We start from the raw sequence: 24,014 nt of genomic DNA on the forward strand, positions 1-24,014 counted from the left end.
GTCAATAACCTTCAAGATAAAATTCCTCATAGCACTTATGATGGAAATATAAATGTTAAACGGAGTTTTTTATGATGGATATTCGCAAATCAGCAGATCGTGGGCCAACAAATTTCGGTTGGCTTGATAGCAACAAGCATACCTTTAGCTTCGGCCATTACCATGACCCCAAGCATATGGGGTTTGGCCCATTACGTGTAATTAACGAGGATAAGGTAGCGCCAGCGCAAGGTTTTGGTTCACATCACGCACCGTGACATGGAGATTATTTCCTACGTGCTTGACGGTGCGTCAGTACATTTCCTGCAAATATGGATTATTCCGGCTAAACAGGGCATAGCGCCTAGCTACGAGCAAAAGAATTTTACTGAGCGCCGTAAGGCCGGTTCATTGACGCTGGTAGCGTCGCCAAATGGCAGGGATGATAGCCTTACCATCCACCAAGACGCGGAAATGTATGTGCTGGATTTGACCTCCGGCCAAACTTATAGCTACCCTCTTAGATCCGAACGCATGGCTTGGGTGCAGATCGCACGCGGCATGGTCACATTGAATCAGAAAACGTTTAAGCAAGGCGATGGCGCATCGATTAACCGTGAGGATGCATTGGAATTCAGTGCTGATAGTGTGGCAGAAATTCTCATCTTTGACTTAGCTAGATGAGCCGATGAAGACATTTTTGATGTGTGATCCCAGATATTTCGAAGTCAGCTATGTTATCAACCCTTGGATGGCTGGAAATCAAGGGCTGGAAAATAAAGAGTTAGCAGCGAAGCAATGGAAAAACTTACATGACATTCTCTCCAGTAAGGCATCAATCAAGCTGATCGAGCCGGTAGCTGGGTTGCCGGATATGGTGTTCACAGCCAATGGTGGGTTTGTATGCCGCGATCACGAAGTGATTGTGTCTTCATTCCGCTATCCGGAAAGGCAGGGAGAGTCGTCATACTTCAGCCAGTTCTTTGAGAATTCCGGCTATCGTATCAGGCGGCTAAATAGCGATATCAAATTCGAAGGTGCGGGTGATGCGCTCTATGATTCCAATGGACGGGTGTGGATTGGTTACGGACACAGGAGCGATGCACAAGCATTGGATGAAATCGCCACAATCTTACAGGCTCAGGTAAACGGACTGACTCTTGTTGCCCCAAGGTGGTATCACCTGGATACCGCATTTTGCCCTTTGGTAAATGGGTATGTTCTCGCATATGAACAAGCATTCACGTCCCAAAGCGTTAATATAATTAAGAACAAATTCAACGACAGAGTCATTTGGGTTTCGGATGAGGATGCCAATAACTTTGCCTGCAATGCGGTGAATATCGGCAGCGATATCATTTTAAATAAGGCTTCGGATGAGTTGAAGGTTGCGCTCAGCAAGCATAATTTTTCCATTATCGAGGTTGATGTTTCAGAATTCATGAAAGCGGGCGGCGCATGCAAATGCCTCACCTTGGAGCTATGACGAAGCCCGAAGCGGACAGGCTACGCATACCTGGACGCTCCTTAGCCGTGTGCCATTTCAGCTACATAGCGTCGACTTACGTTTCTGTACCGTTATTACATCTAATTTGTTGTAACATTTCTACGAGCAGAAGAGGGTTTACCCAATTACTTGTGGATCGTTACATTGTGTTACCGAACTGAAAGAGCTTACGACAGCACGTGCATCTAACTTTACTTATTCCATCTGTATCATCAAGGTGATTTAGTTGCTTGATCTCACCTATTAAATAACAGGAAGGACATGGCAACGAGTTCGCGGAATCCTCAGTAGCCATGGTCCAGTCAGTAAGATATGCATCGACCTGGTCTTCTGCACCACCCAGCATTCGAATTTCATGAATCATTGCTTTGAGCATGGATTCTATTGACATAACAATCTCCTATTGCAACCTATCTTTCAGAGCAATCCAAAATTTTAGCGACTCTGTGATTAAATTGTCATAGCTTAAGAAGGTAAGCACATGTCAGTGCAAAGCACATAATTAGGGCGCACATTGAAGCAATTATCGGTATCCAGTCTTTCATTCAATATCCATTAATTTAGTCTGAGACTCAGTTTTATAGCTTATTGAGGGTAATAATTAACAGGGCAAAAGCACGCAACTATCACGCAAAATAAAATAACAACAGATACCCATTCTTTCATCCAGATTCTTCTTAGCTAATAGAGATCGTTATATTAAATAATAATAGCGATGACTTCAACCTAACGAGAGTTTTACGGGAGCCGAAAGTCCAATTAACGTTATCCAGTATTTCCATACAATCTTCCATTATTTGATTCAGAAAGTTCATTGGTCTCAATTCGTATATCGCTTCATAAATCTTTTACATGTCGAAGCTGGTATAAATTTGATCATTATTATGTTGCAGCAATATTACTGGGCTCATCATTTACATAAAGGTAGCACTTGGGGTTCGGTAAAACCGCCTCAAAAAACTTCGCCGAAATTGATTATTTCCCCAATTCGTAGTCCTCATGACTCATGCTGAAGGTTTGCTTCTGTTTTAATTCATGGAACTATTTCAGCATTTTTTTATCTCTATGCTTCGTATAGCGTAAGCTATTCCCACGTTTTTTCTCCTTGGACGTGGAATCTTAACTTATCGCATTATTAGTTAAGATATTGCCCCTGTTCCCATTAGGTTCAGGGGCATTTATTTAATTTCTTGGTCTGCGTGAGAGTGATCGGTCAGACTACTGGTTGAACAATAGCCAGATAGGGATTATTGGTAGCGCAAAAATGACCAAGTCAAAGGGGGACAGATGAAGAAATATAAGCAACTCACCAGCGGGCTGGCAATATCAGATTTACGGATTGAAACAAGCGGGTTTGAATCAAACTCGGATTGCCAAAAAAGATGGGCGTGGACAAGTCGACGATCTCACCAGAATTCAGGCAAAACAAAGGTCAACGCGGCTGGCGACTAAAACAAGCGCAATTGTTACGTGATGAGCGCACGCAAGCCGGTACGAATGGCAAGTGTTTCTCAGTGGGAAACAGGTTTGGAGTGGAAAAAATCTAAACCCAATTTAATCTGACAGACACCCGAAAAATTCGGTAACTGTCAGCTCAGGTCTGAGCTAGTACATATTAGGGATCTCTGTGTCAGCGTGGTGATATATCACTTCACATCCTCACCTTGGAGTACCTTGGGCCTTATTCGTTACCTCTCCGGAACGCTTGCTTGCTGCCTATTCGAGGTCTTCAGCCACCACCACTCGATTGCGCCCCGTTTTCTTCGCCTCGTACATGGCTGCGTCAGCACGCTCCAGTATAGACTCCCTGGTTTCGCCCGGCCTCAACATCGCCACCCCGAGGCTGATGGTCACCTCAATAATGTGCCCCTTTGCATGGAATGGGGTTCCCGCGACATCCTGACGAATCCTTTCGGCGATAACCCTGGCCAACGCCATATCAGCATATGTCAGAATGACTGTAAACTCCTCTCCGCCAAAACGCCCTACCATATCAAAGTCTCGTACTGCCGACTTAATGCGCTCCGCAGTATGTATGAGCACGCTGTCACCGATCAAGTGGCCATAGGTATCGTTAACCCTCTTGAAAAAATCCAGGTCAATCATCATAACGCACAGCGTCTTTCCCGTTTGCGCTGCTTTATTAACATGATTTTCAAGCGCTTCCATCACATGATTGAAGCTCATTACACCCGTGAGCTGATCTGTTGCTACTTTTTGATACAACTTGGCTGATTCAGCCCGACAGGCTGCTAATTTTTTCTGCTGACCCTCGATTTCCTGAAGATGATAACCCTCTATTGTCAAGTGCAGATCCAAAGCGACGAATTTGAGGATGCAAGGCATTAGTATCCACACAGTCTTGGGGTCGTTCTGGAAAGAGGTGATTAGGCGCTCAACTAAAATTTGTTGGGTGATTTGATGCTGCAAGTGCAGAACGCTCATCGAAAGTCCATCATGAGCACGGGTAGCTGAAAGAGTAAGACGTTCCGCAAAATATGCAGGAGTATGGAATCCTTGGCCAAAGCGCCGCAACTGGTCGGCCCAAACTTGTTTGAAGTCGGACACATCTAAATTTTGCTCGATCAGGGAAAATTCCCGAAGACGTGCCAATACAGCGAAGCAGACATTTACAAGCTCCTCGGCCTTATCCCCGATGACTTCCCTGCTAATTCGGTCTGCGAGATCAGCATACGCGGGATGGATGCCCAATGCCAAAATGGTTTCTCGAATACGAGTATCATCAAATCCGTACTTAACACAGATGGATATAGGTTCATCGTTCATTCTGGGAATGATCTCATTTCGAGGGGTTTGCATAATCCATCACTTTTTTATGATATGCCGTCAATATGCTATATAAGTACATTAACACTGTAATTGTTATAAAAGCAGCTCTCAGAGCCAATATCGATTTAAATTAGCAACACAGTTTTCAGAGCACCAAATTATCACTCGGGGTGCGCCAATACAAATAAAAAATCCAAAGCGGTCTAACAAAAAACGTAAGCCGTATGTTTGAGTATTTCCTAAATAACTGGACACCTTAACAACCAACTGCAGCAACTTTGAAATGGTGGATGATATAAACTGGAATTTATCAAAATTGCATCAGCGCCCAAAAGCCTACAACTGCTGCCCTTCCAACGCATTGTTTCATTGCGAAACAGCATTACCCTCTAAGACGCTAAAAATATCAACGATTCTTTTATCTGGAATGCCTTGTGATTCGAGGCATTTATCCATTACTGAAGTTCTTTCATAAGCGCTATAAAACGGATTTTTTGCTAGTTGTCCAGTCATAATATTTGCAACTTCGTTTTCGCAGGTTGTTATTATCTTTTTTTCTTCAACGCTTAATGGTGGATTTAAAGTAGGTAATTGCGAAGGAAGGGTAGATGCAGCACAGCCAGCCAATAAAGCGGGGATGATGAATGGGTATGATTTCATTATTTAGATAGATTAATGGTTATTAATTTCACAACATAATTGTTTTTGTTTCACGACTATAGGAATAATGTACAAGCATTGGATGAAATCACCACAATCTTACACACTCAGATAAACGGACTGACTCTTGTTGATCCAAGGTGGCATCACCTGAATACCGCATTTTGCCCTGTGGCGAATGGGTATGCTATCACTTATAAAAAAACCATTCACATCCCAAAGTGTTAATGAAACTAAGCACGAATTCAACGTCAGAGGTGGTCAGAGTAATTAAGAGTATAACGGGACGAGAGATATTTCGTAGATGTCCAGAGGTCAAGAAGCAATTGTGGAGTGGAGAGTTTTGGACAAGCGGATATTTTGCAAGTAGCGTTGGGAAGCATGGTAACGAAGAGATGATTATGAAGTATGTAAGTGGTCAAGGTAAGGTATACACAAAGATACACGAGGATCGTCAACTGGCGCTGTTCTGATACCCCGCGGCTTGCCGCGGGGTAATTCATTCCCTTCGTCGGCCAGGTTGTACAGGTGCTGGAGAACCAGCATCTTGAACATGAGCACCACATCGATGGGCTTGGCCCCGGCGTTGTTCTTCCTTTCCTTGGCATGCACCCGTGCCAAATCAGGTCGAAAGGCTTCCCGGTTGATCTGGGCATTGAGTTTCACCAGCGGGTCACCCATCGCCGTCAACTTGGCGGTGCGTGTCTCAACATCAAAAAAGCCGGGGTATGTGGGTGTGAGCATGGAAGGATTGGGTAGCGGGGTGATGGACGTATTATCTCAAAGCTCTGGCCGTAACTGATGCCTCAGGGGGGATTGGTGATGAATTTTTAGAGGTGCCCTTAAGGCGGATTCAAGTTCGAAGTGCAACAGGTAATGCTAGCTTGGTGTAGCGCACCTCTACCCCAAATAATACTTCATGCGGTGATCTGAAACCCAGCACTTTGCGTGGCCGGTGGTTGAGTCGTTCTACCGCTCGCTACCCTTGCTCCCGGCTGTGTCCGTGTTCTTCACGCTCTGCGCGTCCATAATCAATAGTGTGGGCATGGCGCTGCGCACCTGTTTCTCGCGGGCCGCGCCAACCTGATTTTTTTAACGCCCGCTCCAGCACGCTGATATCGTGCTCGTCGGGCTTGCTCCACTTGGCAAAGTAGGCGTACACCGTCTGCCATTTCGGAAACTCACTGGGCAGAAATCTCCATTGGCAGCCCGTGCGCAGTACATATAACACCGCACAAAACACCTTGTACAAATCCACCGTCGTGGGCTTGGTACGTCGACGCACGCTGGCCAGCAGTGGCTCTATTTCCGCAAATTTTTCCCGACTGATGTCGCTGGCGTATTTCTTCTCTCTCATACCTATAGTTTAAGGGAGGTTCCTTAGATCGTAAACACGTTCTAAGAGGAATATTTGGAGAAAATAATCTATACAGTACGTGCCAACCAAAATATTAATGACGAAAAAGTAAGAAAGTTTTATTCTTGCGAATTGGTTTTACTGTTATTAGCATAGGAAACATATTCGTCATATTGAGAGGTTCGCCATGCCAGTGATCAAAGCACCATACTTCCCTATTATCTACGTGCGTGGCTATGCCATGACGCATGACGAAATTAACCAGACCACGGCCGACCCATTTTGTGGCTTCAATTTAGGCTCTACCGTTTATCGTGCTGTGCCAAATAAGAATCAGAAGCCTCGAAAATATGTTTTTGAGTCACCCGTTGTGCGACTTGGCTCCGATTTTGGCTATAGCGACGTGTATGAGGACGGCTACGATATTGTGGACCCAGAATGGGAAGTGGCTGCTGACGGCACACCGACCGACCATTTGCTCACAGGCCGCTCGATCGTGATCTACCGCTACTACGATCCGGCATCAACATTACTGGGGGACGGCCATACACCCAGCATTGAAGCTTTCGCCGAGGGCTTAGGTATCCTCGTGGCTAAGGTACGTAAACTAGTGTGTAAAAACCCCGCCAACAAAATGGACGAGAAGGACTTTCGCTGCTACCTGGTTGCGCATTCGATGGGCGGCTTAGTTTGCCGAGCCTTCCTGCAGAACCCGGCCCTTGACCCGGGAAACATGCGTGCACACGTCGATAAGCTTTTCACCTATGCAACGCCTCATAACGGTATCGACCTGCTGGGAATAAACACGCCATCGTGGCTGACCGCCTTTGACATTGACAATTTTAACCGCAAAGGTCGTATGACCGAATATTTGAATCTTAAGCAGGCTTTTGCCAAACACGACCGGGTCGATTTGATGCCCGAGGATCGCTTTTCATCGCGCAAGGTATTCTGCATGGTCGGCACAAACCGCATGGATTACGATACAGCGGCAGGGCTGTCACGTACCTTCGTGGGCAACGGTAGTGACGGTTTAGTGCGTATTGCCAACGCCACCTTGATGGGTCTTAATACCGACGGCTCAATCGGCGAGCCCTGTGCAAAAGCCTTCGCCTTCCGCTCTCATTCCGGGTATTTCGGCATCGTCAACAGTGAAGAGGCATTCCAGAACCTGACGCGCTTCTTGTTCGGGGACGTGCGTGTCGACCTGTGGCTCGACATTGAGGACATTCGCCTACCTATCGCGGTACAGGCGGAAGCCGATGCTGGACGTAGCGTCAATGCTCTGTATCAAATCGAAGTACTAACCTCGCCCCGAGGCAAACTATGGTATCTGTCGCGGCGCACCGCCGAGGAAGATTCAGTAGCCTGCGTGCCGCATGCCAGCTGGAAAGAAGAAAAGGCGCAATATCTTTCCAGCGTTTTCCTGGCAAACCGTGCCAAAGTAAATCGGAAACGCCGCTCGCTTGCCTACAGCTTAACAATTGGTATTCGCGCTCCCGATTACGAAATCGAGAATCGCTTATGGATCAACGAGCATTACGAAGGTAGTTATCTGTTCCGCAATGCGCTCATTCTCGAAATGGTGCCTCCTCGTAATGAAAACGAAACCTGGAAGGTGAAGTATTCATGGCAAGGTGCCGGAATGCTGGCAGCGGAAACTGTACTGGACGTAAAGCCTCTAGACAAAGAGAGGGTAGAGGTAGCAATACCATTTGATAGTTACACGATGGATACGAAGGATAGATATAAACTAGCATTCCCCGGCCTCAAAGGAAGCCTGCGCTTTGTGATTTCGGCATGGAATGCGGAGCTAGAGATGGATGACTAGATCCAAACAGGCGGATTCAACATTGAAGTGCAACTTTTGTAAGTGAATTTAGGTGGCGAGCCGCGTTAATATCGGAGCCACTTAAACGACCAAGTAAAAGGAGCACAGATGAAGCAATATAAGCAGCTTACCAGCGGACAACGATATCAGATTTACGGATTGAAACAAGCGGGTTTGAATCAAACTCGGATTGCCCAAAAGATGGGCGTGGACAAGTCGACGATTTCACGAGAATTCAGGCGAAACAAAGGTCAACGCGGCTGGCGGCCAAAGCAGGCGCAATCATTACGTGATGAGCGCCGGCAAGCCTGTATCAATGGCAAGCAATTCTCATCGGAGTGCTGGGCGGAAGTCGAGAGGTTGATCCGGGAAGATCTCAGCCCAGAACAAGCCGCCAATCGGCTTGAGCTGGAAGGCGAACTGCAGATCAGCCATGAGGCGATCTACCGACATGTCACCGCAGACAAACGTGATGGAGGTGACCTGCACCAACATTTACGTAGCCAGAAACCACGCCGCAAACGATATGCGAGCGGGCAAGAGCGGCGAGGCATGATCAAGAACCGTGTCAGTATTGATGAACGTCCGGAAATCGTGGATCAAAAGACGCGCATGGGAGATTGGGAAGGTGATACCGTCATTGGCAAGAACCACAAAGGTGGACTGGTTACCCTGGCTGAAAGGAAGTCGCGCTATGTGTTGGCGGGGCACCTACGCAGCAAACATGCCGAGGGTGTAACGACCGTGACAACGAGTTTGCTGAGTCCCCACAAGGACCAATGCCACACCATTAACATTCGATAACGGCAAAGAGTTTGCGGGACATGAACGCATCGCAGCAGAACTACAGACTGCGATCTATTTCGCGCACCCCTGCCGTTCCTGGGAGCGAGGTCTGAACGAGAACAGTAATGGGTTATTGCGGCAGTACTTCCCCAAGGATATGGCATTGACTGACGTTACTGAAGAGCAAGTGCAGCGAGCGGTAGAACGACTCAACCACCGGCCACGCAAAGTGCTGGGTTTCAGATCACCGCATGAAGTATTATTTGGGGTAGAGGTGCGCTACACCAAGCTAGCATTACCTGTTGCACTTCGAACTTGAATCCGCCTCAAAATATACCATTGCTGCTCTTTGCTGCTTGTGGCGGGGTAATTGATTAATTAGTTGGAGACTCTTATGCGAATTCTTCATACCATGCTCAGAGTGGGCAACCTGGATCGTTCAATTGCTTTCTATACAGAAGTGCTCGGAATGAAATTGCTGCGTCGAAATGATTATCCAGACGGAAAATTCACACTGGCATTTGTTGGGTACCAGGATGAAAAAGAGGGTGCTGTTTTAGAGCTTACTTACAATTGGGGTGTTGAAGAATATGATCTTGGATTAGGTTATGGTCATGTTGCAATTGAAGTCGATAACGCTAGCCAGGCATGCGAACTCGTTAAGCAAAAAGGTGGGAACGTAATCAGAGAAGCTGGCCCAATGAAGCATGGCACAACTGTTATTGCTTTCGTATCCGATCCGGATGGATACAAAATCGAATTTATTCAAAAGAAGAGCTAACCTCGCAGATATTTTTCAGCCAGAATAAAACACGTTCTACATAAATCACATACCCTCAGTTCTGAAGTAACAGAATGGGATTCTATTGAATTCATTAAGCTAACCGACCCATGCTCCCATCCATTGAACAACGGCTCACAGTAGAAATTGCTGCCAAGCCTGCACAGATTGCATTAGCCATTGCCTTGTTGGATGAAGGTGCAACCGTTCCTTTCATCGCCCGCTACCGCAAGGAGGCCACTGGGGGACTGGACGACATCCAGTTACGGTTGCTGGAAGAGCGCTTGCGCTATCTGCGCGAACTGGAAGAACGTCGCGCTACGATCATTACCTCGATTACCGAACAGGGCAAGATGACCCCCGTGCTGTTGAATGTAATTACGCATGCCGAGGATAAAACACATCTGGAAGATCTGTATCTACCCTACAAACCCAAACGGCGCACTAAGGCGCAAATTGCGCTGGAGGCGGGGCTGGCACCGCTTGCCGATTCATTGTTGGCTAATCCGATGCTGCAACCTGAAGAGGAAGCAGCCCAATATATGAAACCCCCCTTTACCGTTGAGCAATGCGACAACCCCGGCGTACCAGACATCAAGGCGGCACTGGATGGTGCTCGCCAAATATTGTTGGAACGCTTCGCGGAAGACGCCACCTTGCTTCAATCCCTGCGCGAATATGTGCAAGAACATGGCATCGTGGAATCTAAAGTGATCGAAGGCAAGGAAGAGCTTGCAGCAAAATATGCCGACTATTTCGATTACTCCGAATCGATCAAGACCATCCCTTCGCACCGCATCTTAGCCATATTGCGAGGCCGGCGCGAGGAGATGTTGAATGTGCGATTGCGCCTCGACAGCGAGGCAGACAAAACAAATTGGAATGCGCCGCATAACCCTTGCGAAATGCGTATTGCAAATCGTTTTGGTATTTCTCAGCAACATCGACCTGCCGACAATTGGCTGGTCGATACCGTGCGTTGGACATGGCGCGTGAAAAGTTTTGTGCATTTGGAATCCGAGTTGATGGGCGCATTGCGGGGTCGTGCGGAAAAAGAAGCGATCAATGTGTTCGCGCGTAATTTGAAAGATTTGTTGCTGGCCGCTCCAGCAGGCCCACGCGTTACGATGGGGCTTGATCCGGGGATACGCACCGGAGTCAAGGTGGCGGTAGTGGATGAGACGGGGAAAGTAGTGGATACCGCAGTTATCTATCCGCATCAGCCGAGAAATGACTGGGATGGTTCCTTGCACACCCTGGCAAAATTAGCCGAAAAACATCGCGTAGCAGTGATCGCTATTGGCAATGGCACGGCCTCGCGGGAGACAGACAAATTGGCACTGGAACTGATCAAGCGCTATCCCGAGCTGAAATTGACCAGTGTCGTGGTGTCCGAGGCGGGCGCGTCGGTTTATTCGGCGTCCGAAATTGCCTCGCGTGAACTGCCTGATATGGATGTATCACTGCGGGGTGCGGTATCCATTGCCCGGCGTTTGCAAGACCCGTTGGCCGAACTGGTAAAAATCGACCCGAAATCGATCGGGGTTGGACAATACCAGCACGATGTCGGCCAATCCCAATTGGCGCGTTCACTCGATGCCGTAGTTGAAGACTGTGTGAATGCTGTTGGCGTCGACGTTAATACCGCATCCGTTCCTTTGCTGGCCCGTGTTTCTGGGTTGAGCAGCAGCGTAGCGCAGGGTATTGTGGCTTACCGGGACAGTAAAGGTATGTTCACCTCTCGTGCCCAATTACGCGAGGTTCCGCGCCTGGGCGAAAAAACTTTTGAGCAGGCAGCGGGTTTTCTGCGCATCATGGGGGGCGACAATCCGCTCGATGCCTCTGCCGTCCATCCTGAATCCTACCCGCTGGTGCAACGTATCCTCGCGGAGATCAAGCAGGATATTAAATCCGTCATTGGCAATAGCCAGCTGTTGAATGCGCTAAGTCCCGCCAAATATGTGAACGAGCAATTCGGCCTGCCGACCATTTTCGACATACTGAAAGAGCTGGAGAAACCAGGGCGCGATCCGCGCCCTGAATTTACCACTGCTACTTTCAGGGAAGGCATAGAACAATTGTCTGACTTGAAGCCGGACATGATCCTCGAAGGTGTCGTTACCAATGTTGCTGCCTTTGGTGCGTTCGTGGACATTGGCGTGCATCAGGATGGATTGGTACATATTTCCGCCTTATCGAATAGCTTTGTGAGAGATCCGCATGCGATCGTTAAAACTGGACAAGTGGTGAAGGTGAAAGTGCTGGAAGTGGACGAAAAACGCAAGCGCATCGCGCTCACTATGCGTTTGACCGACGCTGCGCCACAATCACGCGGCAAACCTGAACAAAGAAGCACACAGAGACAGCAAGATAGCCTGAGCCATACAAAGAGCGGAACGGGAGATAAGCAACGAGAGCTTCCACGAACCGTACCAAGCGCTATGGCAGCCGCTTTTTCAAAAATTAAAACGTAAAATCTGTCTCTAGTTGGCTGGTATGCTTATCTATTTAGTCTGTTTTGTTTCAGATCCGATATCAGAGTATGAAGGCATCTTGAAATTCTTGTCTGCAAGTCCACGAATTTCCGGTGGAAGCTTTTCATAACATATCCAGAAACTGGAAGCTGTTTTGTGTTTCAAAGGTCTCTCGTTTTTCCGGCTTGATGCTCATCAAGTGCCGTGTTTATGAGGAAATCTAGCTTTCCTGCATTTGAATCGACTTCAATTTGCTTGTCCCATCTTGATTGGTCGAATTCAAGAAACCAGTCTCGAAGCTTGGAAAACGAAGCGTTATCTAACTCCGCGATTTGTTCTTCTATCGTCTCTACAGTCGTCATAACTATGCTCACAAGAAGTTGATTGCATGGAAATTATAACTCTCGCGGTGATTATTGGCGTTTTTTCCATCCGACAGGCACTGATTTACCTTGGGCATTATCTGTATCGGGGAGTGATACAGGAGGAAGACATCCTGTCCAAAGGTTACCGCCGCGCCCGTAACTTCGGCTTTCTGCACACCAACAGCAAACTGATCTCGTTGGTGCAACTGCGCAAACGTGTCGTGTTCCCCTCACAGCAATCGCGTCCGACGATACTTTGTATATGTTGTGGCAGGGAAAATGAAGATTATCCGCACTCGCATAAAAAGATTCATCCACCGATTATGGACTCCCGCGTCGGACAGGGAGATGGTCATATGACGCAACATACACCGTCAATATGCCGGACTTGGCAGGCATGGCCGCGCTCGCCCTGCAAAAGGGTGAAAACAGGTAAACACGCATTAAGAATGGCAGGTTGAGCGGAACAAGTTGCTGTAATGGCAACTTTTAGCGATGGAATTTGGGGTATGACGCGGAACAGAATCCGATGGCGCCACTACGATCAGAGAAATATTTCCATAACAAGTAGATTCACAGCAGCCTCACTAGGCTTGTCCAACAAACGGTTCAGATCGTGGTTTCGCTTTGCGATCACAATCTAACCTTACTCGTTATGCATCGCGCGCGGCGTTATGCGGAAGGCTTAAAGTGATGATTTGGCGTGTAAACATATTCATGCTCGCGCTCAAGCTTATGGACTACGACATACAGCATATTTATGAAGCTTGAGCACTTGGCAATGGCGGTATAGAGCTGGAACAGCGACGGCTCTTCACCTATTGCTTCGTGGATAGTTTGCAGTTCAGCTCTCTTTTCGGTTGCCGAATGGAAAAATTCTGAGTTGAACCAGAGGTCAATAATCCTTCGATTCGAAATCGGGTGGCCAAAATGCGATGAGGTATCACATTGCTTCATGGCTGTACGATGCCAATCGGATATTCGATCAATATAGTTCTGTGCCCCCTCGTCGTTGGTTCGGCGGCGAATTTTCGTCGCTATCTTCTCAATATTGAGTAGGTTTCTTGTTCGCATAGAAAAATCTGAACTTAACTGCGAGATTAGTGATGTCATCGACATCGGGTGTATTCGCGGCGAAGATAGTTTCTCTGGAGTCCTGATTTCTGCTGAATGTTGACATCGGGCTGCCGTATTTTGCCTGGGCTGCGTCAAGCTTTTCAGCGCGCTCACAAAGGAGCCGGACGTCAGCTAGCTCCTCGTCTGTCGCGCTGACAACGGTGCTCTTCCGCGAAGTCATATGAGCAAACACGAGTTGCGACATTTGATTTTGGCGATGTCCAACGTAAATGTAAGTGCGCGCCGCTTTTGGCGTGTCCCGCTTGACCGCCATATCAGTCCAACTCCACTACCCACAACCGCAATTGGCTGGGCAAAGGATATGTCTTTGGAATTGACGACAACGAGAACGGAAGCCCATATGCTTCTGCAAGCGGTGCGTTCATGAGGTTTCTTTCGCGGCTAATTTCGATGGCGAGCTTGAGGTAGCGACGAAGAAGCAAGATGGGTGGGAACTGGTTTCTCTCTGCTAACCATTCGAGTGCGTCGTGGGCGCACTTTGAACTGTTGCATGAACGGCAGGCCCAGACAAGGTTGTCTCCACTATTTGCTCCACCTCGCTTTGTTGGAATGAGATGGTCAACCGACAAGTACTCGCGACTTCCGCAGTAGCAGCAAGCCTGCGGCAGAAGCATTTTCAAGCGCTCGTCGTCCGCGAGCGGACCAATATTCATGGTTTGTTTGTTCAGCCCTGCGTAGAGACGAGAACGAATCATGAACTGGGTGCGCCCGTACTTTTCAGTCTTTGCGGTGATGGCCGAGTGCGCCATTGCGAGGTTCGAGTACGACCAGTGTAGCAACTCGCCAACGGTGGTGATTTCCATGCGTGAGGGGCCTAAATATAATATAGAAAAAATTTTCATTAGCTAGCAATGTCGCCTATATCGGCAAGCATTGTCAAGCATAATAAAGCATTATTTTTCAATGTATTATAAATTTTATTGGATGAGCTTTAATATTTGGGTAATCAGAAATTCTGCGAATGGAAGCTTAAGCTGTTTCTCAGGACTCTCCCAAATTACTCGATCGGTTACGTGCCGAAATTTGGATGCGCCATCACAGCATTCGTAGTGAGGAAGGAAACAAATAGGTAGAGTAGAGAGCAGTTTTCGTCCCTCTCCTCTTCATCAAACCGTGTATGCGCTATTAACGCTTGAGGCAGGCCAGTAACTCGTATGGATCTCATCTCGGTGGAACTAATAGAAGATGCGGTAGATCGCATGTAATAAGTTAAGCATTGTCAGCAAGGCTTACTGACGTTAAAGTTCCGCACATGTAGATATAAAGAGTCCTCTAAAAATGTGGTCATTCCGTTGCCGGAATGGAAAATTCAGGATAATGGGTCCACTTCACGCACGTAATAGATCAATGCACCAAAATGACAAGACGTCGTTCGGCCTGAGCTTATCGAAGGCCAGTGTTGGCGTAGAACCAGCGGTTCGACAAGTTCACCGCGAACGGTAACTGGTTTGCTGAAACGTAATACTACCTGCGTTAAGTAAATATTCATTTCAGGATTGTTAGAGGTTGCCCTGAGAACAAGAAGGGATGGTAATGGTTATATTGACTTTGCTAGTGATGCTGGGCGTCATGATTTTGTTGGCGTTCTTTCGATCCTCCATCTGGGGGTGGTTGTTGGCGATGGTGGTTTTTGTTTTCATCGCTGCTATTCAAAGTAAACTTTCTGCTGATCTGTTTCAAGTTGCGATGATCGTGCTGGCCGTGCTTGTTGCAGTGCTGGGCGTTCCTTCTCTGCGTCGCCTGTTGGTGAGCAGTCAAATTTTAAAAATTTTCCGCAAGACACTCCCGCATATCTCGCAAACTGAGCAGGAGGCGCTCGATGCGGGTACTGTCTGGTGGGACGGCGATCTCTTTAGTGGTCACCCTGATTGGCGCAAGTTATTGAATTACCCCAAGCCGACGCTCAGTGCAGCAGAGCAATCCTTTCTTGATAACGAAACCGAAACGTTGTGCGCCATGCTGGATGACTGGGACATTACTCATGTGCGCCAGGATTTGCCGCCGCAGGTTTGGCAATACATCAAAGACAACGGGTTCTTTGGCATGATTATTCCCAAGGAATATGGCGGGCTGGAATTTTCTGCTCTTGCACATTCTGCCGTGGTAGCGAAGCTTGCTTCGCGTAGTATTACTGCTTCCGTAACTGTAATGGTGCCGAACTCTTTGGGACCGGCAGAGTTGCTTATACGCTATGGCACGTCGAAGCAAAAAGAGAAATATCTGCGCAGGTTGGCACAAGGCAAAGAGATCCCCTGTTTTGCGTTGACCGGGCCATTCGCCGGCTCCGATGCAGGATCGATTCCTGATTATGGCATCGTGTGTTACGGCGAATTCAACGGGCAATCAAATGTGCTCGGCATGCGGGTAATGTGGGAAAAACGTTACATCACGCTGGCACCGGTAGCGACGTTGCTGGGTCTCGCTTTCAAGTTATATGATCCGGATCATTTGCTTGGCGAACAAACAAAACGCGGTATTACCCTTGCACTGATTCCTGCAGATACGCCCGGCGTGCAGGTCGGGCGTCGTCATTTCCCACTTAATTCGGCATTTCAAAATGGCCCCACTTCGGGTCATGGTGTATTCATTCCGATGGAATATATTATTGGCGGCATGGATCATATAGGGCAGGGCTGGCGCATGCTGATGGAATGTTTGGCAGCGGGGCGATCTATCTCACTGCCGGCCTGTGCCATCGGCGGGGTGAAACTGGCGGTGCGAACTTGTGGCGCCTATAGCCGAGTGCGCAAGCAGTTCAAGTTACCGATCGGTAAATTTGAAGGTGTGGAAGAGGCGCTGGCGCGAATAGGCGGGAATGCCTATTTGATGGATGCGGCACGCGTACTAACGGCAGCAGCAGTGGATATGGGCGAGAGGCCGTCTGTGATTTCCGCCATCGTTAAATATCATTGCACCGAGCGTGCGCGCACGGTTGTCAATGATGCGATGGACGTGCATGGCGGCAAGGGGATTTGCCTGGGGCCGAGCAATTATTTGGGGCGTTCTCACCAGCAGAATCCCATCGCCATTACGGTGGAAGGTGCGAATATCCTGACGCGCAGCCTGCTTATTTTTGGGCAGGGCGCGATCCGTTCTCATCCTTATGTACTTAAGGAAATTCAGGCGGCGCAAGATAGTGATAAGCAACGTGCACTACGAAATTTTGATGCTGCTCTGCTTGGCCACATTAGTTTGAGCCTGAGCAATGCGCTACGCGCGTGCTTTTTTGGTCTTACCGGTGGACGTGGTCTTTCGGTGCCGGCAGGTGAGGAAACAAAGTGTTATTACCAGCAATTGACACGCTGTTCCGCTGCATTCGCGCTGGCGGCGGATGTGTCCATGCTGATACTGGGTGGGAATCTCAAACGGAGGGAGAAAATTTCTGCCCGGTTGGGCGATGTGCTTAGCCAGTTGTATCTGTGTTCGGCTACGCTCAAACGCTTCGAGGATGATGGCCGTCCCGCTGAAGATCTGCCGTTGCTGCACTGGGCGATACAGGATGCTCTGTACAGGATACAGGCAGCGTTTGATGGCGTGCTGCAAAATTTCCCCTGCCGTCTTTCTGCATTGCTTTTGCGCGTGCTTATTTTCCCGAGGGGAAAATATTTGACACCGCCGTCGGATGAGCTGGGGCATCAAGTGTCAGTGTTGTTGCTGCAACCGGGCATTGCGCGTGACCGACTGACAGCGGGTATGTATTTGCCCAATGATGAGAATGATGCGGTTGGTGCACTGGAAGCTGCGTTACATAGCACGTTGCGGTGCGAACCCTTGCAAGCAAGAGTAAATGCGGCGCATAAGGCCGGGCAGTTCACGGTTATGAACGAGTTGATGCGCATTGCAGAAGCGCATCACAAAGGATACCTCAATACCGAAGAAGCACATCTGCTGGAGCGTGACTATGAGCTACAACGCAAGGTCATCATGGTGGATGATTTTGCGCCAGAACAACTGGTGACAGAATCGAATATTATTTGAGTGAGAGGGCGCCTCTAAAAATTCAAGTTTCTAGGCAAGACAAGGCGCGAGTAAAAAATTAGAGCGCGGCATATAGTCAATATGTAAGCGATAATTTTTTTCGAGTAACGCCGTACTGTGACGAAACTTGGATTTTTAGAGATGCCCGATAGTGAGGGGAATCATGCCGGACAACCAAGACCACATTATCACGCCGGAAGAGGCAGTAACCTTGCATGGGTTGTTTGTCGAGCGTGTAAAACGCACGCCTGATGCTATTGCTTACCGTTATTTCGATACGAACGACAATACTTGGTTGTCGATGACATGGGCGCAGGCGCGCGATCAAACGGCGCGCTGGCAGGCGGCGCTGATGCGTGAAGGATTAGCAGCGGGTGACCGAGTCGCCATCATGTTGCGCAACTGCCCGCAATGGGTATTGTTTGATCAGGCGGCGTTATCGCTCGGCCTTGTGGTGGTGCCGCTATACACTGAGGACAGGCAGGATAGCGTGGCCTATATCATCAACGATGCGGGCGTGAAGGTGCTGCTGTTCGAGAATTCAGAACAATGGCAAGCGTTGCGTAGCGTGTGCGCACAGCTTCCATGCATACAGCGCATGATCAGTCTGGATAGGGTAGTCGGACATAATGAAGCACGGTTGCTATGTGTAGAGGAGTGGTTGCCCGCGCATGCAGTTTTGATTGAAGAACGGGTGCGCGAGCGCGATGCGCTGGCCACGATCATGTACACCTCGGGTACTACGGGTCGCCCCAAAGGAGTGATGCTGTCGCACCGCAATATTTTGTTTGACGCCCATGCGGCTTTGCAGACCTGTCCCGTTTCTGGAACGGACACTATGCTGTCTTTTTTGCCGCTTTCTCATGCCTTTGAACGTACGGTGGGTTATTACATCTGCGTGATGGCTGGCGTCACGGTTGCCTATGCGCGTTCCGTCCAGCTGTTGTCAGAGGATTTACAAATTATTCGCCCAACTATTTTGGTTTCTGTGCCTCGTATTTTTGAGCGTGTGTACGGGGCGATTAGCGCCAAGCTGGAGGAGGTATCGCCGTTGCGGCGCAAACTATTTGCTTTAGCGGTTAATATAGGTTGGCACCGCTTTGAGCATGAACAGGGGCGTGCTGGATGGAATTTGTCTTTATTACTATGGCCGTTGCTTAATCACTTAGTAGCCAGCAAGGTAATGGCGCGTTTAGGTGGACGACTTCGCCTGACTTTGTGTGGGGGAGCGGCTTTGCAGCCGGAAATCTCACGTGTATTTATTGCACTCGGCTTGCCCATTTTGCAAGGCTATGGCCTGACTGAGACCAGCCCGATTGTTTGCGCTAATCGCTTGAATAGCAATTTTCCGTCCAGTGTTGGGCTTCCCCTACCGGGGGTAGAGGTGCGCATCGACGAGCAGGGTGCGTTACTGGTGAAAGGGCAGAATGTGATGTTAGGTTATTGGAATAATGCCGAGGCGACACGCGCCATGATAGATGCGGATGGCTGGCTGAGCAGTGGCGATCTTGCCTCTATTAGCGAATTAGGACATATCACCATCACGGGGCGTCTGAAGGAAATTATCGTGATGTCTAACGGCGAGAAAATTTCTCCGGCGGACATGGAACAGGCCATTCTGCGCGACCGTTTGTTCGATCTGGTGATGGTGCATGGCGAGGGGCGTCCCTATCTGACTGTGCTGACAGTAGTGAATGCGGCAGGCTGGGCACACTTAGCGCAAGAGATCGGGGTGCGTGCGGACAGGCCGGAATCGTTGCATGACCCTCGTATCGAGCAACAGATATTGCAGCGTATCGCTGATCAGATAAAGGAGTTTCCAGGTTATGCCAAGGTACACCGGGTATTACTGTTGACCGAGCCGTGGAGTGTTGATAACGGACTGATGACGCCCACCCTGAAGGTTAAACGTGGATCTGTGGTGGAGCGCTTTGCAAAAGAAATTGAACAGCTTTATCAAGGACATTGAAATATGGCTGAACCAGCCTTGACCCTCTTGCCGCAACGTGAGCCTACACTGCGTATGGTGGCCATGCCATCCGATAGTAATTACGCTGGCGACGTTTTTGGCGGTTGGGTAATGGCGCAAGTTGACATTGCCGGAAGCATTCCCGCCCTCATTCGTGCGCGCGGACGTGTGGTGACGGTGGCGGTGAATTCATTTGTATTTAAACAGCCGTTGTTCATGGGCGATGTGGTGAGCTTTTATGCTGAACTTGTGAAGGTAGGGCGTACTTCCATTACCGTCAAGGTCGAGGTGTATGTGCAGCGCGATCCGGTTAAGCCGATCTGTGCCAAGGTAACCGAGGCCATGTTGACCTATGTGGCGGTGGGAGAAGACCGTAGGCCGCGCATTGTGCCACCTGACGAATGAGTGCATTATTTTTCTGCACAGATAGAGAGTTAGACTTGGTTGATTAAATAGTTTTTACAGCGCGAGCATAAGAAGGAAGGCTCATGACTTCTTTATTTTGGAAATGAAATATGCCTAAGAATTTTATTATACGTAAGGTCGCTGTATTGGGAGCAGGGGTAATGGGCGCGCAGATTGCCGCGCATTTGATCAACGCCAATGTGGAAACGCTGCTATTCGAGTTGCCTGCTAAAGAGGGTGATCTTAATGGCAACGTAACCAAAGCGCTGGAAGGCTTGAAGAAGCTCGAACCCAGTCCATTAGCATCCCCTGCCAAGCTGGCCTATCTCCAGCCTGCAAATTACGAGCAGCACCTAGAATTGCTGCGCGGTTGTGATCTTGTGATTGAGGCGATTGCCGAGCGCATCGACTGGAAGTCAGATCTTTACCGCAAAGTCGCCCCTTATCTTGGCGCAGACTGCATTTTTGCCAGCAACACTTCCGGGCTGTCTATCAACGAATTGGCTCAGGCGTTTCCAGAAGCGCAGCGCCATCGATTCTGCGGCATTCATTTTTTTAACCCGCCGCGCTACATGCATTTGGTCGAACTGATTCCCTGCGCTGGCACTGACGCTGTGCTGCTGGACAGACTGGAGGAGTTTCTTGTCTCCACGCTGGGCAAAGGCGTGGTACGGGCCAAGGACACGCCCAACTTTATCGCCAACCGCATCGGTGTATTTTCTTTACTGGCCACGCTGCATCATGCACGCCGGCTGGGGCTGAACTTCGATACCGTGGATGCTTTAACCGGCCGCTATCTGGGGCGCCCCAAGAGCGCTACTTTTCGCACTTTGGACGTGGTTGGGCTGGATGTATTCGCACGCGTGGTCGACACCATGCGCAATAATCTTGCAGACGATCCCTGGCACGCCTATTTTGCGCTGCCGGGCTGGTTGGACAAGCTGATAGCGGAGGGCGCGCTAGGGCAGAAAACCAAACGCGGTGTGTATCAGAAAGTCGGTAATAAAATTCATGTTTTCGATTTGGGTTTGCAGACTTATCGCTTGTCGGAAGATAAGTTGGATGATGCGGTAAAGGACATACTACGCGAACGTGATTGGGCGAAAAAGCTTGCTGCCCTGCATACCAGCACGCGTCCACAAGCGCAATTCCTGTGGGCGGTGTTTTGTGATTTATTTCACTATTGTGCGGTACAGCTGGAAGGTATCGCGAACAATGCGCGCGATCTGGATTTTGCCGTGCGCTGGGGGTTCGGCTGGGACAGTGGGCCGTTTGAAATCTGGCAGACGACAGGCTGGCAAAAGGTAGTCGGTTGGGTTAACGAAGATATCGCGGCGGGCAGGACCATGTCGTCCGCACCTCTGCCAGACTGGGTGACTGATGCAACCCGTAATGAGGTGCATAGTGCGCAGGGCTCATACTCGCCGGGCAGCAATCAGTATCAAGCACGCTCGAAGTTACCGGTGTACGACCGGCAGGAGTTTCCAGACCGATTGCTGGGCGAGGTAATGCAATATGGCGAAACGATTTTTGAGACCGAAGCGGTACGCATGTGGCACACCGATAACGATATCGCCATCCTGAGTTTTAAAACCAAGATGCATATCATCAGCAGTGAATTGCTGGACGATATTTTGCGCGCGCTGGACGAAGCCGAGGAAAACTGGCTTGCACTCATTATTTGGCAGACTGAACCACCATTCTCTGCCGGTGCCAATTTATTGCAATTGATGCAAGGGGTACAGCAAGTTGATGAAGAACAATCCGGTGGGTTTTTCGGCAAGTTTAAAGGCGCGGTGCAGCGCGTCAAATATACCGTGGCGGGCGGTGGCGGGCTAAGTGAAATCGTCAATGCGGCAACCGGCAATGTCCTCCGAGTAGAAGACGTAATCGCCAAATTCCAGCGGGTGTCGCAGCGCCTGAAATATGCGCAGGTGCCTACTGTCGCGGCGGTAGACGGCCTCGCGCTGGGCGGCGGCTGCGAAATTTCGATTCATTGCACGCGTATTGTTGCTGTGTTGGAAAGTTATATCGGGCTGGTAGAAACGGGCGTTGGCCTGCTGCCCTCTGGAGGCGGCTGCAAGGAAATGACGCAACGCGCGGCGGCGGAAGCAAAAGGCGGCGATATTTTTCCGTTTCTACGCCGTTATTTTCAGAATATCGCCATGGGCGAAGTATCCAAGAGCGCAGAGTTGGCGCGCGAGATGGGCTATTTGCGAGCCTCGGATCGCATCGTGATGAACCACTTCGAATTGCTGCATGTGGCCAAGCAAGAAGCATTGGCGCTGGTAGCCACGGCCTATCGCCCGCCGCTGATTCAGCGTCAAATTCCGGTAGCAGGCAGGACAGGCATTGCTTCATTCAAAGCGTCTATGGTGAACATGCTCGAAGGAGGTTTCATCTCGGAGCATGATTACGCTATTGGCAGCCGTGTGGCCGAGGTAATGTGTGGTGGTGATGTAGAAGTCGGCAGCATGGTCGATGAGCAATGGCTGCTTGATCTGGAGCGGCGCAATTTCCTTGAGTTGCTGGCGATGGACAAGACGCAGGAACGCATTGAGTACATGCTGAGGCATAGCAAACCATTGCGGAATTAAAATCCCTCGCCCTTATTGATCGGCCAGAGTATGTTTGAAGTCCGTTCGCCTTGAGCTTGTCGAAAGGTGAATGGGCTTCGACAAACTCAGCCCGAACGGAGTTTTACCTAGCCGGATCAATATCGGGTATTTCTTGGGAACCGGACAGAGGCGATCTTCAAAAGGAGTAATTCATGTCTAAACAAATTCAGGAAGCTTATATCGTTGCCGCCACTCGCACCCCGGTGGGTAAGGCACCGCGAGGCATGTTCCGCAACACTCGGCCCGACGATCTGCTGACGCATGTGCTGAAAAGTGTGATGAAACAATGCCCCTCACTTGACCCTGCCGCAGTGGGCGATGTCATCGCCGGCTGTGCCATGCCGGAAGCTGAGCAGGGCATGAATGTGGCGCGAATTGCATTGCTGCTGGCGGGTTTGCCGAATTCTGTGCCTGGCCTGACCGTTAACCGCTTCTGTTCTTCCGGCTTGCAAGCTGTGGCGCTTGCGGCAGACCGAATTCGCCTCGGTGAAGCGGACGTGATGATTGCGGCGGGTACCGAGAGCATGAGTATGGTGCCGATGATGGGAAATAAAATTGCGATGAATCCAGAAATTTTCGCGCACGATGAGAATATCGCTATTGCTTATGGCATGGGATTGACTGCGGAGAAGGTGGCAGAACGCTGGCAGATAAGCCGCGAAGCACAGGATGCCTTCGCTTATGAGAGTCACCGTCGCGCCTTGCAGGCTATTATGAATAATGAATTCAAAGATGAAATTACACCGTATCCAATTCAGCGTCATGTGCCGGATTTATTACGTCGCGAAGTGAGCGTGCATACAAGCATGGCGGAGCAGGACGAAGGTCCGCGTGCAGATACTTCGATGGAAGCGCTGGCTAAACTCAAAACCGTGTTTGCGCAAAATGGTTCAGTTACCGCCGGCAATAGTTCGCAGATGTCGGATGGTGCGGGTGCGGTGCTGCTGGTCAGCGAGTCCGCGTTGAAGCGCTACAACCTGACACCCATAGGAAAATTTCTCGGTTTTGCTGTGGCGGGCGTGCCGCCGGAAATTATGGGTATCGGCCCGAAGGAAGCCATTCCGCGGGTGCTGCGCCAAGTCGGTTTGCAATTGGATGACATCGACTGGATTGAGCTCAACGAAGCTTTTGCCGCGCAATCGCTGGCGGTAATAAAGGAAGTCGCCCTGGATCCCGCCAAAGTCAATCCACTGGGTGGAGCGATAGCCTTGGGTCACCCGCTGGGTGCCACCGGCGCGATCCGCACCGCTACCTTGCTGCATGGGTTGCGCAGGCGCAAACAAAAATACGGCATGGTCACCATGTGTATTGGAACGGGCATGGGCGCTGCGGGAATTTTCGAGGCCTTTTAGCCCAGTCGCTTCATAAATTCGCATG

The 24,014-nt window shown here is 49.5% G+C and carries 19 protein-coding genes and 5 pseudogenes; 15 read left to right on the forward strand and 9 right to left on the reverse strand.

The features are described from left to right. The first annotated feature begins 71 nt into the window (after nt 1–71). From W01_RS14005 to W01_RS01025, 4 genes are all read left to right on the forward strand, one after another. Nucleotides 72–257: a hypothetical protein gene (locus W01_RS14005; protein WP_242006997.1), complete on the forward strand. Its 186-nt coding sequence runs from the start codon at nt 72–74 to the stop codon at nt 255–257. Between the two features lies 1 nt (nt 258). Next, nucleotides 259–663, forward strand: coding sequence for a pirin family protein (locus W01_RS01015; protein ID WP_242006998.1), 405 nt, complete (start codon nt 259–261; stop codon nt 661–663). A gap of 4 nt (nt 664–667) precedes the next feature. Next, the gene (locus tag W01_RS01020; RefSeq protein WP_173051801.1) at nt 668–1,465 is read left to right on the forward strand and encodes a dimethylarginine dimethylaminohydrolase family protein; all 798 of its coding nucleotides are present in this window, start codon (nt 668–670) and stop codon (nt 1,463–1,465) included. Nucleotides 1,466–2,856: 1,391 nt separating this feature from the next. Next, nucleotides 2,857–3,033 (forward strand): hypothetical protein, encoded by a 177-nt coding sequence (locus W01_RS01025; RefSeq protein ID WP_173051802.1) that lies wholly within the window; start codon nt 2,857–2,859, stop codon nt 3,031–3,033. A gap of 169 nt (nt 3,034–3,202) precedes the next feature. Here W01_RS01025 and W01_RS01030 read toward each other — a convergent pair whose 3' ends face one another. After that, complete coding sequence (locus W01_RS01030; protein ID WP_173051803.1) at nt 3,203–4,273, reverse strand: GGDEF domain-containing protein; 1,071 nt, start codon at nt 4,271–4,273, stop codon at nt 3,203–3,205. Nucleotides 4,274–4,642: 369 nt separating this feature from the next. Next, nucleotides 4,643–4,936: a hypothetical protein gene (locus W01_RS01035; protein WP_173051804.1), complete on the reverse strand. Its 294-nt coding sequence runs from the start codon at nt 4,934–4,936 to the stop codon at nt 4,643–4,645. 260 nt (nt 4,937–5,196) lie between these two features. On the opposite strand from W01_RS01035, the pseudogene W01_RS14595 reads away from it, so the two are divergent. Next, a pseudogene (locus W01_RS14595) lies at nt 5,197–5,409 on the forward strand (transposase); the annotation flags it as partial. On the opposite strand, the gene W01_RS01045 reads toward W01_RS14595, so the two are convergent. The 3 genes and pseudogenes from W01_RS01045 to W01_RS01050 form a co-directional block, all read right to left on the reverse strand. After that, nucleotides 5,336–5,680 carry a transposase gene (locus W01_RS01045; protein WP_173051637.1) on the reverse strand — a complete coding sequence of 115 codons (345 nt, stop codon included), beginning with the start codon at nt 5,678–5,680 and terminating at the stop codon, nt 5,336–5,338. The pseudogene W01_RS14595 and the gene W01_RS01045 overlap by 74 nt on opposite strands. 109 nt (nt 5,681–5,789) lie before the next feature. Beyond that, a pseudogene (locus W01_RS14600) lies at nt 5,790–5,912 on the reverse strand (IS30 family transposase); the annotation flags it as partial. Between the two features lie 5 nt (nt 5,913–5,917). Further along, a pseudogene (locus W01_RS01050) lies at nt 5,918–6,293 on the reverse strand (transposase); the annotation flags it as partial. Nucleotides 6,294–6,480: 187 nt separating this feature from the next. Between W01_RS01050 and W01_RS01055 the strand changes: the two are divergent. The 4 genes and pseudogenes from W01_RS01055 to W01_RS01070 all read left to right on the forward strand — a co-directional run bounded on the left by W01_RS01055 (nt 6,481) and on the right by W01_RS01070 (nt 12,165). Further along, entirely contained in the window at nt 6,481–8,124 is a 1,644-nt protein-coding gene (locus W01_RS01055) for an esterase/lipase family protein (protein ID WP_173051807.1), read from the forward strand. Between the two features lie 108 nt (nt 8,125–8,232). Further along, a pseudogene (locus W01_RS01060) lies at nt 8,233–9,229 on the forward strand (IS30 family transposase). A 75-nt stretch (nt 9,230–9,304) separates the two neighbouring features. Beyond that, nucleotides 9,305–9,691, forward strand: coding sequence for a lactoylglutathione lyase (gene gloA, locus W01_RS01065; protein ID WP_173051808.1), 387 nt, complete (start codon nt 9,305–9,307; stop codon nt 9,689–9,691). A 110-nt stretch (nt 9,692–9,801) separates the two neighbouring features. Then, nucleotides 9,802–12,165 carry a Tex family protein gene (locus tag W01_RS01070; RefSeq protein ID WP_173051809.1) on the forward strand — a complete coding sequence of 788 codons (2,364 nt, stop codon included), beginning with the start codon at nt 9,802–9,804 and terminating at the stop codon, nt 12,163–12,165. Between the two features lie 161 nt (nt 12,166–12,326). Here W01_RS01070 and W01_RS01075 read toward each other — a convergent pair whose 3' ends face one another. After that, nucleotides 12,327–12,527 (reverse strand): hypothetical protein, encoded by a 201-nt coding sequence (locus tag W01_RS01075; protein WP_173051810.1) that lies wholly within the window; start codon nt 12,525–12,527, stop codon nt 12,327–12,329. A 59-nt stretch (nt 12,528–12,586) separates the two neighbouring features. On the opposite strand from W01_RS01075, the pseudogene W01_RS01080 reads away from it, so the two are divergent. After that, nucleotides 12,587–12,890: pseudogene (locus W01_RS01080) on the forward strand (IS91-like element ISCARN110 family transposase); the annotation flags it as partial. 312 nt (nt 12,891–13,202) lie between these two features. Here the strand turns inward: W01_RS01080 and W01_RS01085 are convergent. From W01_RS01085 to W01_RS01095, 3 genes are read right to left on the reverse strand one after another with little or no spacing between them, the layout of a single operon-like run. Beyond that, nucleotides 13,203–13,604, reverse strand: a complete 402-nt coding sequence (locus tag W01_RS01085) for a hypothetical protein (RefSeq protein WP_173051811.1) — start codon at nt 13,602–13,604, stop codon at nt 13,203–13,205. Further along, complete coding sequence (locus tag W01_RS01090; protein ID WP_173051812.1) at nt 13,576–13,920, reverse strand: hypothetical protein; 345 nt, start codon at nt 13,918–13,920, stop codon at nt 13,576–13,578. The genes W01_RS01085 and W01_RS01090 overlap by 29 nt, the downstream gene beginning before the upstream one ends. 1 nt (nt 13,921) lies before the next feature. Beyond that, a complete protein-coding gene (locus W01_RS01095) occupies nt 13,922–14,470 on the reverse strand; it encodes an HNH endonuclease (RefSeq protein WP_198421313.1) in 549 nt (182 codons plus the stop codon). Between the two features lie 730 nt (nt 14,471–15,200). Here W01_RS01095 and W01_RS01100 point away from each other — a divergent pair. The 5 genes from W01_RS01100 to W01_RS01120 all read left to right on the forward strand — a co-directional run bounded on the left by W01_RS01100 (nt 15,201) and on the right by W01_RS01120 (nt 23,989). Next, nucleotides 15,201–17,645, forward strand: coding sequence for an acyl-CoA dehydrogenase (locus W01_RS01100; protein ID WP_173051816.1), 2,445 nt, complete (start codon nt 15,201–15,203; stop codon nt 17,643–17,645). A 163-nt stretch (nt 17,646–17,808) separates the two neighbouring features. After that, a complete protein-coding gene (locus tag W01_RS01105; protein WP_173051818.1) occupies nt 17,809–19,614 on the forward strand; it encodes an AMP-dependent synthetase/ligase in 1,806 nt (601 codons plus the stop codon). A gap of 3 nt (nt 19,615–19,617) precedes the next feature. Continuing rightward, nucleotides 19,618–20,019, forward strand: coding sequence for an acyl-CoA thioesterase (locus W01_RS01110; RefSeq protein WP_173051820.1), 402 nt, complete (start codon nt 19,618–19,620; stop codon nt 20,017–20,019). A 110-nt stretch (nt 20,020–20,129) separates the two neighbouring features. Then, nucleotides 20,130–22,616, forward strand: a complete 2,487-nt coding sequence (locus W01_RS01115; RefSeq protein WP_173051822.1) for a 3-hydroxyacyl-CoA dehydrogenase/enoyl-CoA hydratase family protein — start codon at nt 20,130–20,132, stop codon at nt 22,614–22,616. A gap of 173 nt (nt 22,617–22,789) precedes the next feature. Beyond that, entirely contained in the window at nt 22,790–23,989 is a 1,200-nt protein-coding gene (locus W01_RS01120; RefSeq protein WP_173051824.1) for an acetyl-CoA C-acyltransferase, read from the forward strand. The last annotated feature ends 25 nt before the right edge of the window (nt 23,990–24,014 follow it).

It is taken from the genome of Candidatus Nitrotoga sp. AM1P, from assembly GCF_013168275.1.
Taxonomy (GTDB): domain Bacteria; phylum Pseudomonadota; class Gammaproteobacteria; order Burkholderiales; family Gallionellaceae; genus Nitrotoga.